We start from the raw sequence: 13353 nt of genomic DNA on the forward strand, positions 1-13353 counted from the left end.
CGAGGTTACAGAGATTTAACAGGCCATCATAAACGGGCTGACCGGATGATGTCTGCGAAAATTCCGGAAGCCGTTACGTCTGCGCCGGCTCCTGCACCTTTTACAATCAGCGGTTGCTCCTGGTACCGGTTGGTAGTGTAAAGCACGATGTTGTCTTTGCCTTCCAGTTTATAGAAAGGATGGTCCGGCGCCACGCATTGCAGGCCTACAGAAGCCTGGCCATCAGCATAGCGGGCCACAAACTTCAGCCTTTTGCCGGCATTGGCAGCTTCGTGGTACAATTGCTGAAAATGACCGGCATGTTCATCCAGTGTTTCGTAGAAGTCAGCTACGGATGGTGCATCCAGGCAGGCTTCCGGCAGGAAGGAGTGATTGGTGATATCATCCATTTCGATAGCGGCGCCACTTTCGCGGGCCAGTATCAGGATTTTGCGCATCACGTCTTTGCCGCTGAGGTCTATGCGTGGGTCTGGTTCGGTGTAACCTTCATCCTGTGCAGCTTTCACCACACTACGGAAACTGTTTCCGTTCACAAAATGATTGAATACAAAGTTGAGGCTGCCGGAAAGTACTGCCTCGATGCTTTGTACCCTGTCACCGCTCCTGACGAGGTCGTTGAGGGTGTTGATGACGGGCAGACCCGCGCCTACATTGGTTTCAAAGAGGAAAGAGGCATTGTATTTACGGGCCAGGTCTTTCAGTTTTTTGTAGTAGGCATAGTCTGAGGAGCAGGCTATTTTGTTGCAGGTCACCACGGAGATGCCATGTTGCAGGAACTCGTGGTACACTGCCGCAACATCACCGCTGGCGGTATTGTCTACGAAAACGCTGTTGCGCAGGTTCATGGATTTGATGCGGTCCACAAATGCGGATAAATCCATGGCGTCGCCTTGTGCCAGCTGGTTTTTCCAGTCGTGGAGGCCGATGCCGTATTCGTTGAACAGGGCATTTTTACTGTTGGCCATACCGGCCACTCTTATCTGTAGTCCCAGTTCTTCCTGCAGGTAATGTTGTTGCTGTTGCAACTGCTCCAGCAGCTTGCTGCCTACATTGCCTACGCCGGCCACGAACAGGTTGACCTGTTTGAGTGGTGCTTCGAAAAACGCTTCATGTATCAGGTTGAGCGCTTTTTTGAGATCGGATTTATTGATCACTGCGGAAATGTTTTTCTCCGTAGAGCCTTGTGCGATAGCCCGTACATTGACGCCGTTGCGGCCGAGGGTGCCGAACAGTTTACCGCTGGTGCCGTGGTGGTTTTTCATTTTGTCGCCCACTACTGCCACAATGCAGAGATCCTTTTCTACCTGTAGCGGATCGATGCGTTTTTCGTGTATCTCCTGTGCAAATTCACTATCTACGGCAGTTTTGGCTTTCAGCATATCTGCTTCGTGTATACCTACCGTGATAGAATGTTCAGAAGAGCTCTGGGTAATGAAAATAACGTTGATGCGTTCCTGTAAGAGCGCTTCAAACAGTCTTTTAGAGAAGCCGGGGATGCCGACCATGCCGCTTCCTTCCAGGGTGAGCAGGGATATATGTTGAATGCCGGATATGCCGGTCACCGGGAAAGAGCGTTCTTCAGTGTCTTGTATCAGGGTGCCGTAATCGTCCGGGGCGAAAGTGTTTTTGATCCAGATGGGAATTCGTTTATCCATCACCGGTTGTATGGTAGGTGGATAAATTACTTTAGCGCCAAAGTGCGATAGTTCCATCGCTTCTTCATAGGAGATGTGGGCGATGGGGAGGGCCTGGGATACCAGCCTGGGGTCGGCGGTCATCATGCCACTCACGTCTGTCCAGATGTCGAGCAGGTCGGCGTGTACCGCTGCAGCAATGATGGCGGCGGTATAATCGGAGCCGCCGCGGCCGAGGGTGGTGGTGTCGCCATTGGAAGCTGCGGCCACAAAACCGGGCAGCACTATATAGTCAGCCGGATGTTGGGCAAAGTATTCTGTAATAAGATGGTTGGTAGCCTGGAAATTAACTGCTGCGTGGCCATAGTTGTTGTCAGTAACGATCAGTTCCCGGCTGTCTTTGCAGGTAGCGGAGAAGCCTTGTTGTTTGAGTTTTTCCGCAACGATCACGCAGGAGATCAGTTCGCCGTAGCTCATGATTTTGTCGAGCGAGCGGGCGCTTAGTTCTCCTACCTGGAAGATGCCGTCACACAGGTTTTCGAGGGCGTTGAGTTTTTTCTTCAGTTGGCTGATCATGCTGCTTTGCGCAGTGATAGGGAACAATTCGCGGATAGTGTCCAGGTGCCTGTTTTCTATTTCCTGTAGTACGGACTTGTATTGTTCCTGGCCTTCACCGGCCAGCTGTCCGCAGCGTATAAGCTTGTCCGTAGTGCCGCCCAGCGCTGATACAACGATGGCATAACGGCCTGCCGGCTTATTTTTTTGGAGGATTTGACAAACCTGGTCAATGGCTTTGGCACTTCCAACGGAAGTACCGCCAAACTTAAGTACTTGCATAGTGAATAAAGTTTATACGAATGGATATTCCGGGTTTCCGGTTGTTACCACGGGTGTGGTCGCTGGATGATATGTGAAAACTAACCCCGCATTGGGGTTGTAATGGTGGTGGTCGTGATAATAGTGCTCAGGCACCCCCGTTGGAAGGAGGGAGTGGCGGAGGAGAGATGATATGTAGCTACTGCTTGCACTATTATGACGATTGTGTAACAAAAGTCTGGAATTCTACCGGTAAATAAAAGTGCAGTGGGTATATTTTCAAATTATCTAATTAATGTAGTTATGGTTAGATTTTGTTTAAATATTTTGGTTTATAGTGGATTTTAATATCGTTTATTGCGGTTTTGTTTGAAAAGGTTGATGCTTATTTCTTTAATATACATTGCCTGAAAGTATTTGATAAGACAATATTGTGACAAATATGTCCAAAAATAGTTGAAAAATGAGCCCGGGTTTTGTCACGGGAAATGTGACAATGGAAAAGGTCAAACAAAAAAGAGGCTAACCTTTACGATCAACCTCTGCTGAATAAATAACCTGAAAAACATCGTAGCCCCGGGCTTCAGCCCGGGGAATCGGAATCCGAATGTCGATTGGAACCGGAACGATTAATAATAAATCGTCTCCTTACACTCCGGCATATGCAATTCATTTTCCCCGAACTTAAATGTATCCAGCAGGGGAAGGGTAGTAAATGTATGTTTGTATTGCTTGCGGCTCTTCTTGGGCTGGATACTTTTCTCTTCATCACAGCCGCCGTCAGGAACGACCGAAACCACCACGTCGCCGGTAGAGAAATTAATTTCGAAAATCTGTGCACCCCAACAGTTTGTGTTCAGCGAGGTCCTGGAGCCAATCAGGTACCAATCATTTTGCTGAAAGCGGAAGATATGGGTGTATTGTGTCAGGTTCCTGCCACCGGGATACTCTTCCTGTTTAAGCACGATGGTATTGCGGTTAATTGCAAGGTCCTTAACATCCGTGTACTGCGGCATGGAATGGGCGGGCAGGATAGCCAGCACTTTTTGTTTCCACAGACTTAATCCACCGTCTGTTATCCGGCAGATATATAATATCCTTTTAAAATTATCCTCCTTGTCCGGCTCCGTGTCATAGATCATCACCTGTTCATCCTTACCATCCTTGTCCAGGTCACCGGTAGCCTCGGCCACCTTTTTATAGCTTTTAGGGATGTTCAACAGTTGGTTAGGCGCTTTTGTCTGTGCCAGGACAGTGAAGGGCAACAAAAACAATAACAATAGATATTTCATGATATATATAGTAAAGAACACTAAGATAGTTTTTTATGAATTGCCATAAAAACGGCGTGTACGGTTTTGGGTGCTAATATTTTTTTGCTAAAACAATAATTTACTTGGAAGGAAATAAAATATCCTTAACTTTAGCTGACTAAATTATTTGCCACTTGTCCGTTTCACTGAAATATACAAGCAACAGTCAGCTTAACTACTACTTTCTCATGGCCACTCTCGCCATGGATTCGGCTCTGGCATAACCCTTCCGAAACAGCCCCTTCCGGCTGCTTTTCCTGTTTATATCGCGTAACTTTGTAATAGCTTTTTCCTATCGCTATTGCTGCATTGCGCACATCGTTTTACCGGCAATTTGTCTTTTAGCATCAGCCTTTATTGTGCTGCGTGATAATATCCAATACAGCAAGTTTTTGCAGCGTCATACACCAATTCAACTTACATACACCAAAACAATCTTTTAATCAATACGTGTCATGCCACATTATCATCAACTAGGACAAATCCCATATAAACGACATACCCAGTTCCGCAAACCGGACGGGGGACTGTATTCGGAACAATTGTTTTCTACGGAAGGTTTTTCTTCCAATTCCAGCCTGCTGTACCATTGCCATCCGCCTACTGAAATAGTGAAAGTGGATGAGCCATACTCTGTTGCTCCGAAAGTAGCGGAAGAAAAAATGCTGAAACACCGCAGCTTTCAGGGTTTTAATATTCAGCCGGAAGATGATTTCCTGAAAAGCCGCAAAGCCGTACTGGTAAATAGTGACCTGCATATCGTATTGGCTGCGCCACGTAAAAGCATGGAGACATACTTCTACAAAAATGCGGATGCGGATGAAATGATTTTTGTGCACGAAGGCAGCGGATTGCTGAAAACACAATACGGCCAACTGGAATTTGGCTACGGTGACTATCTGGTGATTCCCCGCGGGACCATTTATCAGATTACTTTCGCTACGGAAAACAATCGTCTTTTTATCGTGGAATCGTTTAGCCCTATGCGTTACCCGAAAAGGTATCTCAGCAAATACGGGCAACTGCTGGAGCACGCTCCTTATTGCGAGCGCGATATCCGGCAGCCGAAAAATCTCGAAACGATAGACCAGGAAGGGGATTTCCTGATCAACATAAAAAAGAAAGGCGTGATTTACCCTATTCATTATAAACATCATCCTTTCGATGTGGTAGGGTGGGATGGTTGTGAATATCCTTTCGCCTTCTCCATTCACGATTTTGAACCTATCACAGGCAGAGTGCACCAGCCACCACCAGTACATCAAACCTTTGAAGGTAATAATTTCGTAGTATGTTCCTTCTGTCCGCGTTTGTTTGATTATCATCCGCAGGCTATTCCGGCGCCTTACAATCACAGCAACATCGACAGTGATGAAGTGCTCTATTATGTGGATGGCGACTTTATGAGCCGCAAACACGTTACCCGTGGCATGATCACGCTGCATCCGGCCGGTATTCCGCATGGCCCGCATCCCGGAGCGGTAGAGAAAAGCATTGGTGCTAAAGAAACCAAAGAGCTGGCAGTAATGGTGGATACCTTCCATCCCCTGCAAATCACCGAGGTGGCGCTGGGTATTGAAGACGGCGGATATGTGATGAGCTGGGCAGAATAAAATATAGTATCAGCAAAACGATCAACAGATAAACACCAAAACAACTTAAACACCAAAACAACTTAAACAACAAAAATCTAAAACACTGAATTATGGAAACCGTAGTAGCAAACGCTTCTAGCCTGACCGGTCAGCAGGACTTTCTGCCATTGAACGGTACTGATTATGTTGAGTTTTACGTAGGAAACGCAAAACAGGCAGCCCACTATTATAAGACCGCTTTCGGTTTTCAGTCAGTGGCCTACGCCGGCCCTGAAACCGGTGTAAAAGACCGGTCTTCCTATGTGTTGGTACAGAACAAACTGCGCTTCGTACTGACCACCTCCCTGTTGCCCGATACCGACATCGCACGCCACGTGGCCAAACACGGCGATGGTGTAAAAGTGCTGGCACTCTGGGTAGACGATGCCCGTTCTGCTTTCGAAGAAACCGTTAAACGCGGCGCTACACCGTACCTGGAGCCAGTAGTGGAAAAAGATGAGTTTGGTGAAGTGGTACGCAGCGGTATCCAGACTTATGGCGATACCGTACACCTCTTTATTGAACGTAAAAACTATAACGGCCCGTTCCTGCCCGGTTACAAAGAATGGAAAACTGCCTACAATCCGGCAGATACCGGTTTGCAATATGTAGACCACTGCGTGGGCAACGTAGGCTGGAACGAAATGAATACCTGGGTGTCTTTCTATGAGCGCACTATGGGCTTCAAAAACCTGATCTCCTTCGATGACAGCGATATCTCTACCGAATACTCGGCACTCATGAGTAAGGTAATGAGTAACGGTAACGGTCGTGTGAAATTCCCGATCAATGAGCCTGCTGAAGGAAAGAAAAAATCCCAGATCGAAGAGTACCTGGATTTCTATGGCGGCCCGGGTGTGCAACACGTAGCTATCGCTACCAATGATATTATCAAAACCGTTTCCGATCTGCAGGACCGCGGCGTAGAGTTTCTGACCGTGCCTGATAGTTACTATGATACACTGCTGGAAAGAGTAGGTGCCATCGATGAGTCTATAGAACCGCTGCGTAAGCTCGGCATCCTGGTGGACCGTGATGACGAAGGGTATTTGTTGCAGATTTTCACCAAGCCCATTCAGGATCGTCCGACCGTATTTTTTGAAATCATCCAGCGTAAAGGTGCCCAGTCTTTCGGTAAAGGCAACTTCAAAGCTCTGTTTGAATCCATCGAAAGAGAACAAGCCCTGCGCGGTAATTTATAATTGTTAAGATAGAACAGCGGCCCAAAGCCCGGCTTTGGTTACAACCTCCATCGCAAGCCTGCTAAATTGCTGAAGGCTAAAACAAACACAACTCCTGCACCGCACTGTGGAAACGCAGTGCGGTTTTTTATTGCACTTGATGACATAGAGGGCCCGGCACTATGGGTTTGTTGCGGCATCCGCAGGTTACAGGCAATATACCCAGGTGATTCTTTACCATCTTTTGTGCCGCCACCTTCCGGCTTTCCTTTTTTACAAGCGTACTCATCAGCTGTTCTTTAGACCTGTCTTTATATCTTCCCAGATTGTTATAAAAACAAAATATATATTATAATTTATAATGTATTTTTATTATCTTCACTAAAACCATTTTACGTCGTTTTCCGTAGATATATCCGACGAAAATCAATGCTTTAATAAAAACCATATTCCCTGGCTTTTTCCCTATTTGTATATATAATATTTTAAAATATTTAGATAGATAAATTTTTAAATATATACACCTATGCTACATTATGCCAACGCCCAATGGGCTACCTGCGCCTTGTTGTTAACATCAATGGCCTTCGCTACTGCTTTCCGGACAGATAAAGACACGCCCGGCGGCACTTATTTGCACAAAATATCATCTCCGGCAGGCAATACCTCGCTGGAGTACAACCCGGACAAGACACTCCGTAAGATCGTTCAGGTACATCAGGCGGAAGACGGTTCCACCTGGCAGGATATACAGCTGCCGGTATATGAGAACGGCCGCCTCGTTAAAACACTCTCCACCGACGATGCCACAGCCCTCACCGGCGATCTGAACGCGACCTTCAGCTATGCGCCCGGCGGCAATCAACTGCAAACGATCAGCTATTACCGGAACAATGCGGTATACACCGTGGATTCCCTCGTGTACAACGCTGACGGGAAAATCAGTGCACGTTACCATCTGGCGGTGCAGCCGGCTAAACGGGAAATCACCGGTTATCAGCAGTATACCTGGGATAAGGACAATAATGTGGCCCAGATGGACAATTATGGCAAACAGCCCGGACAAAACCGTTTTAACCTGACCTCCACCGTGACTTATACCTACGACCGCCAGCAGAACCCGCAACAGCTTTGCCCTGAACTGGCTTATCTGATGGACGTGACACCCGCCAACCTGTCGGCCCATAACGTACTGTCCGAAAGCATCAGCACCGCCCATTCTTCACGGACTTACACCCACACCTATACCTACGCCTACAATGCCAGCAAGTACCCGGTACGCGGCACCTTCCGCAATTGTATGGATGAAGGAACTGTTAAACTGGAATGGACAAAACTTTAAGGATAACAATATTCGCGTAACTTTACAGTACAATATTCATATTAACTGTTTCGTTTTTTTATGAGCATACAAACACTGTTTGGCGTACTGTTTTTATTAGGTGGGATTTTTCAGGCATTTACGGCGATATTGATCTATCAGGGGCACAAGCACTATATATTGAAGATAGCCAACAGAAAGGTAAGTATGGTGATATATTTCATTTTGTCATTCTTATTGTTTTATCTTGCCTACGTAAATCTGGTGTAATTCTTAAAATTTTGTGAAATCTGATATGAAGCGATTTATTGTTTTGGCTATGTTGTTGTTGGGGGTAGGTACCCTTTCGGCTCAACAGTCTTTCCTGGATAATCAGAAAATGTTCCCTAAAGTAGGGGAGGCATACCGGGAAAAAGAAGAACTACTAAAGAAGGAATTTGAGAAAAAAGGCCTTACTTATCCCGCCAAATACATTTTTGTCCGCTCATTCAAGCTGGACAGTGAAATGGAAATTTGGGTGAAAAATAGTGTGGCCGATACGTTCCGCCTGTTTAAATCGTACCGGGTATGTACCCTGTCCGGTAAAATGGGGCCTAAAAGAAAAGAAGGCGACCGTCAGGTGCCGGAAGGATTCTATTATATCAACGACTTCAACCCGAATAGCAACTATCACTTGTCGCTCGGTATCAACTATCCCAACTTTTCCGACCGCATCCTGAGCGATCAGAAAAAGCCGGGTGGTGAAATCTACATCCATGGCGATTGTATCACTGTAGGCTGCATTCCATTGACCAACGAATTCATCGATGAGGTGTACATCCTGGCTGTAAACGCTAAAAATGCCGGACAGGACTTTATTCCCGTGCACGTGTTCCCCGTGAAATTCGGTAACAGCCGGTCACTGGAGTACCTGGGCAACTTCTCCCTGACAGACAATTCCTCCAAACAGTTCTGGACAGAGTTGAGGTCCGCATATGATTATTTTGAGAAACACCACCGTCTGCCGGTTGTTATGGTAGACGACAGAGGCAAGTATATTATGTAGGCCGGGAAAGTCTTCCTGACCACTGGTAAAATAAAACGAAGATCCGGGCATATAATAATTTGCCCGGATCTTCGTTTTTTTCAACGATTCGGCATCTATCAAGCGTATTTCATCATTATTCTATTTGTTTTTTAGATTTTTTTTTTGAAACTTGTCCGAAGGTCAAATCAATATACTATTTATGCACAGAAGAGACGCAATCAGGAATGTGGCGATTTTGTTGGGGACTGCCATTTCCGCTTCCACGTTATCAGCATTAGAAAGCTGCACCGGTTCCGCACCGAAAAACTATGATTTGCACAAGCCTGAAACCAAAGCGTTACTGGCTGAAATAGCGGAAACCATCATACCCACCACCAGTACTCCTGGTGCCAAAGCCACCAAGGTTGATGATTTCATTGTAGTGATGATGAACGATTGCTACAAAAAAACTGACCAGGAGGTATTCCTCGAAGGCCTGAAAAAAATTGATGCTGCCAGCCAGAAACAGTTCAAAAAGAACTTTATGGACATTACCCCTGAGCAGCGTACCGAATTACTCACCCAGATCGATAAAGAGCGGGTAGAGTACAACAAACGGAAAGACAAGAAAGAAGGCGACCCTACCCACTACTTCCAGTACCTGAAGGAACTGACCCTGCTGGGGTATTTCACTTCCAAAGAAGGCGCTACACAGGCATTACGCTATGTGCCGGTACCTGGTAAGTATGAAGGCTGCATCCCCTACAAAAAAGGTGATAAAGCCTGGGCCGTTTAAGCTGTCATTGCAGATAGACGGAATGGCTGGCCTGCGCCGGCCGGTATCTTTCTTTTCAAACCCATAATGACTTTCCATGAACTTAAATATCAAAGCACAGGAGCAGAACACCTACGATGCCATCGTCATCGGCTCCGGTGTAAGCGGTGGCTGGGCTGCCAAAGAACTGACTGAAAAAGGCCTGAAGGTATTGATGCTGGACCGTGGCAAGAAACTGGAACACGTGAAGGACTACGAAACAGCGACCAAAGACCCATGGGAATTTACTCACCGTGGCCGCATAACGGTAGATCAGCGCGAAACCCATCCTAAACTGAGCCGCGATTATCCATATAGTGAGCACAACGAAAAATACTGGATCAACGACTCTCAAAGCCCATACAACGAAGTAAAACGCTTCGACTGGTACCGTCCGGACATCGTGGGCGGTAAATCCATCATGTGGGGCCGTCAGTCCTACCGCTGGAGTGACATTGACTTTGAAGCCAACCTGAAAGACGGTATTGCTGTTGACTGGCCGATCCGTTATAAAGAAATTGCGCCCTGGTACGACTATGTAGAGAAGTTTGCCGGTATCAGTGGCCAGAAAGAAGGACTGCCTCAACTGCCGGATGGCCAGTTCATGCCCGCTATGGAAATGAACTGCGTGGAAAAAGACGTGAAAAAAGCCATCGAAGGCAAATATAAGGGCCGTATCATCACCATGGGCCGCGTGGCAAACATTACCAAGCCACTGCCCGGCCGTGAGAGCTGCCAGTTCCGTAACCTGTGCAGCCGCGGATGTCCGTTTGGCGCCTACTTCAGCACCCAGTCGTCTACACTGCCGGCAGCCATGGCCACCGGTAACCTGACGCTTCATCCGGATGCCATCGTAAACTCCGTTATCTACGACGAGAAACAAGGCAAAGCAACCGGTGTAAGGGTGATCGACAAAAACACCAAAGAAATGGTGGAATACTACGCTAAGATCATCTTCATCAACGGTTCTACACTTGGCTCCACCTTTGTGATGCTTAATTCCACTTCTTCCCGCTTCCCCAATGGACTGGGCAACGACAGTGGCGTACTGGGCAAATACCTGATGGACCACCATTTCCGTACAGGCGCTTCCGGTACCGCAGAAGGCTACGATGACAAATACTTCTTCGGCCGTCGTGCAAACGGTATCTACGTTCCCCGCTATCGCAACATTGGTAACGACAAGCGCGACTATCTCCGCGGTTTCGGTTACCAGGGTGGCGCCGGTCGTGGCGGATGGAGCCGTGGCATCGCTGAAATGGGCGTAGGTAAAGACTTCAAGGAAATGCTCACCGAACCCGGCAACTGGAGCATGGGCCTCGGCGGTTTCGGTGAATGTCTGCCGTACGAAGACAACATGGTCACCCTCGATACTTCTGTGAAAGACGCATGGGGCCAGCCAGTGTTGAAATTCGATGCCGAATTCAAAGAGAACGAAAAGAAAATGCGCGTGGACATGATGAACGACGCTGCCGAAATGCTGGAAGCGGCCGGTCTCAAAAACGTGAAAACATACGATAACGGCTCTTATCCGGGGATGGCCATCCATGAAATGGGTACCGCCCGTATGGGTCGCGATCCAAAAACTTCTGTGCTCAACGGCTTCAACCAGATGCACGCAGTGAAAAACGTGTTCGTAACAGACGGCGCCTGCATGACCTCCGCGGCCTGCGTAAACCCGTCCCTCACCTACATGGCCCTCACCGCACGCGCTGCTGACTATGCTGTGAAGGAACTGAAGAAAGGCAACATCTAATTATTTGATTATCGACATATTGATCATTTAATTTTTGATTTAGTAAAATTTAGGGAAAACTGAAATGCAGCGGTATCACTCGCTGCATTTCAATTTTTGATTCCACACCACACTTCAACATATCATGAACCTTAATATAAAAGCGACAAAAGAAAATACCTACGATGCTATCGTGGTAGGCTCCGGTATCAGCGGCGGCTGGGCTGCCAAAGAGCTCACGGAGAAAGGATTAAAGACACTGGTGCTGGAAAGGGGCCGTAATGTGGAGCATATCAAGGATTACACCACTGCTACCATGGACCCCTGGGAGTTTAAACACCACCTGCAGACCAGCAATGAGATGCGGGAAAACCATCCCATCCAGAGCCGTTGTTATGCATTTGACGAAGCTACCCAGCAATTTTGGGTGAATGATAAAGAGAACCCTTACAACGAAGTAAAGCCATTCAACTGGCTGCGCGGATACCATGTAGGTGGCCGTTCCATCATGTGGGGCCGCCAGGTGTACCGCTGGAGCGACCTCGATTTTGAGGCCAACGCGAAAGACGGTCACGGTGTGGATTGGCCTATCCGCTATAAAGACATCGCGCCTTGGTACGCCTACGTTGAGAAATACATCGGCGTAAGCGGACAGGCGGAAGGACTGCCGCAATTACCTGATGGTGTTTTCCTGCCTCCCATGGAAATGAACTGCCTGGAAAAACACGTGGCTGCCCGTATCAAAGAGAGATTTAATGACCGCATCATGACTATCGGTCGTGCTGCACATCTTACCAAAGGCCTCAATAACCGTGGCCCTTGTCAATACCGCAGCATGTGTGCCCGCGGTTGTCCGTACACCGGCTATTTCAGCAGCAACGGCGTTACCCTGCCGGCTGCCGCCGCTACCGGTAACCTCACGCTGCGCCCGGATTCCATCGTGCTGGAAGTGCTGTATGACAAAGATAAAAGTAAAGCTACCGGTGTTCGCGTGATGGATGCGCATACACTGCAAACAGTAGAGTACTACGCTAATATCATCTTCCTGAACGCTTCCACGCTGGGTACTACCTGGGTCATGCTCAATTCCGTATCTGACCGTTTCCCTAATGGCTTCGGTAATGCCAGCGGACAGCTGGGCCACAACCTGATGGATCACCACTTTGGCGTAGGCGCCGGCGGAGAGTTTGATGGCTTTGAAGATCAATACCATGGCGCAGGCCGTAGGCCCAACGGTATCTATATTCCCCGCTTCCGTAACGTGAACGAACAAACGAAACAGAAGGATTACGTTCGCGGGTTCGGTTATCAGGGTGGTGCCGGCAGAGGAAGAGGCGAAAGCTTCGACGGTATCGGCGCAGCATTAAAAGAAGCACAGGAAGGCCTCGGCAAATGGGGCATGGGTATTGGTTCCTGGGGTGAACACCTGCCATACTTTGAAAATAAAGTATCGCTCAACAAAGATAAAAAAGACAAATACGGCCTGGCTACGCTCGATATCGACTGCGAATTCAAGGAGAACGAAAAAGCCATGCGTAAAGACATGCAGGAGAGCGCCAAAGAAATGCTGGAAGCAGCCGGACTGAAAAATGTACATGGTTATGACTCCGCACCACCTCCCGGTCACTGTATCCACGAAATGGGCACCGCCAGGATGGGTAAAGATCCGAAAACCTCCGTGCTCAATGGTTTCAACCAGGTGCATGAAGCGAAAAATGTGTTCATCTCTGATGGCGCGTGTATGGCTTCTTCTTCCTGCGTAAACCCATCTATCACCTACATGGCGCTGACAGCAAGAGCCTGCGACCACGCAGTAAGTGAACTGAAGAAAGGAAACATCTAAAAAAGATAATTGTATTCAAGGAAAGCGAAGACCCTGGCAGGAAACATTTGCCTGGG

The 13353-nt window shown here is 47.7% G+C and carries 9 protein-coding genes; 7 read left to right on the top strand and 2 right to left on the bottom strand.

Annotated features, from left to right (window positions below; genetic code table 11):
- Positions 1 to 26 precede the first annotated feature (26 nt).
- The gene (gene thrA, locus HHL17_RS13800) at positions 27 to 2471 is read right to left on the bottom strand and encodes a bifunctional aspartate kinase/homoserine dehydrogenase I (protein WP_169225284.1); all 2445 of its coding nucleotides are present in this window, start codon (positions 2469 to 2471) and stop codon (positions 27 to 29) included.
- Between the two features lie 608 nt (positions 2472 to 3079).
- The gene (locus HHL17_RS13805) at positions 3080 to 3742 is read right to left on the bottom strand and encodes a hypothetical protein (RefSeq protein ID WP_169225285.1); all 663 of its coding nucleotides are present in this window, start codon (positions 3740 to 3742) and stop codon (positions 3080 to 3082) included.
- Between the two features lie 476 nt (positions 3743 to 4218).
- On the opposite strand from HHL17_RS13805, the gene HHL17_RS13810 reads away from it, so the two are divergent.
- The 7 genes from HHL17_RS13810 to HHL17_RS13840 all read left to right on the top strand — a co-directional run bounded on the left by HHL17_RS13810 (position 4219) and on the right by HHL17_RS13840 (position 13297).
- Entirely contained in the window at positions 4219 to 5376 is a 1158-nt protein-coding gene (locus HHL17_RS13810; protein ID WP_169225286.1) for a homogentisate 1,2-dioxygenase, read from the top strand.
- 92 nt (positions 5377 to 5468) lie between these two features.
- Positions 5469 to 6599 (top strand): 4-hydroxyphenylpyruvate dioxygenase, encoded by a 1131-nt coding sequence (gene hppD, locus HHL17_RS13815; protein WP_169225287.1) that lies wholly within the window; start codon positions 5469 to 5471, stop codon positions 6597 to 6599.
- A 505-nt stretch (positions 6600 to 7104) separates the two neighbouring features.
- A complete protein-coding gene (locus HHL17_RS13820) occupies positions 7105 to 7920 on the top strand; it encodes a hypothetical protein (protein ID WP_169225288.1) in 816 nt (271 codons plus the stop codon).
- A gap of 274 nt (positions 7921 to 8194) precedes the next feature.
- Entirely contained in the window at positions 8195 to 8944 is a 750-nt protein-coding gene (locus tag HHL17_RS13825; protein WP_169225289.1) for a L,D-transpeptidase family protein, read from the top strand.
- Between the two features lie 181 nt (positions 8945 to 9125).
- On the top strand, positions 9126 to 9701 hold the full coding sequence (locus HHL17_RS13830; RefSeq protein ID WP_169225290.1) for a gluconate 2-dehydrogenase subunit 3 family protein: 576 nt from the start codon (positions 9126 to 9128) through the stop codon (positions 9699 to 9701).
- Positions 9702 to 9777: 76 nt separating this feature from the next.
- Complete coding sequence (locus HHL17_RS13835) at positions 9778 to 11475, top strand: GMC oxidoreductase (protein ID WP_169225291.1); 1698 nt, start codon at positions 9778 to 9780, stop codon at positions 11473 to 11475.
- A 124-nt stretch (positions 11476 to 11599) separates the two neighbouring features.
- A complete protein-coding gene (locus HHL17_RS13840) occupies positions 11600 to 13297 on the top strand; it encodes a GMC oxidoreductase (RefSeq protein ID WP_206155983.1) in 1698 nt (565 codons plus the stop codon).
- Positions 13298 to 13353 lie beyond the last annotated feature (56 nt).

The organism is Chitinophaga fulva (assembly GCF_012927205.1).
Lineage (GTDB): Bacteria > Bacteroidota > Bacteroidia > Chitinophagales > Chitinophagaceae > Chitinophaga > Chitinophaga fulva.

Bases quoted from the DNA above. Each gene is read 5' to 3' on its own strand.
- HHL17_RS13825 (WP_169225289.1), top strand. From the start codon at position 8,195: ATGAAGCGATTTATTGTTTTGGCTATGTTGTTGTTGGGGGTAGGTACC.
- thrA (WP_169225284.1), bottom strand. From the start codon at position 2,471: ATGCAAGTACTTAAGTTTGGCGGTACTTCCGTTGGAAGTGCCAAAGCC.
- HHL17_RS13820 (WP_169225288.1), top strand. From the start codon at position 7,105: ATGCTACATTATGCCAACGCCCAATGGGCTACCTGCGCCTTGTTGTTA.
- HHL17_RS13805 (WP_169225285.1), bottom strand. From the start codon at position 3,742: ATGAAATATCTATTGTTATTGTTTTTGTTGCCCTTCACTGTCCTGGCA.
- HHL17_RS13840 (WP_206155983.1), top strand. From the start codon at position 11,600: ATGAACCTTAATATAAAAGCGACAAAAGAAAATACCTACGATGCTATC.
- hppD (WP_169225287.1), top strand. From the start codon at position 5,469: ATGGAAACCGTAGTAGCAAACGCTTCTAGCCTGACCGGTCAGCAGGAC.
- HHL17_RS13830 (WP_169225290.1), top strand. From the start codon at position 9,126: ATGCACAGAAGAGACGCAATCAGGAATGTGGCGATTTTGTTGGGGACT.
- HHL17_RS13835 (WP_169225291.1), top strand. From the start codon at position 9,778: ATGAACTTAAATATCAAAGCACAGGAGCAGAACACCTACGATGCCATC.
- HHL17_RS13810 (WP_169225286.1), top strand. From the start codon at position 4,219: ATGCCACATTATCATCAACTAGGACAAATCCCATATAAACGACATACC.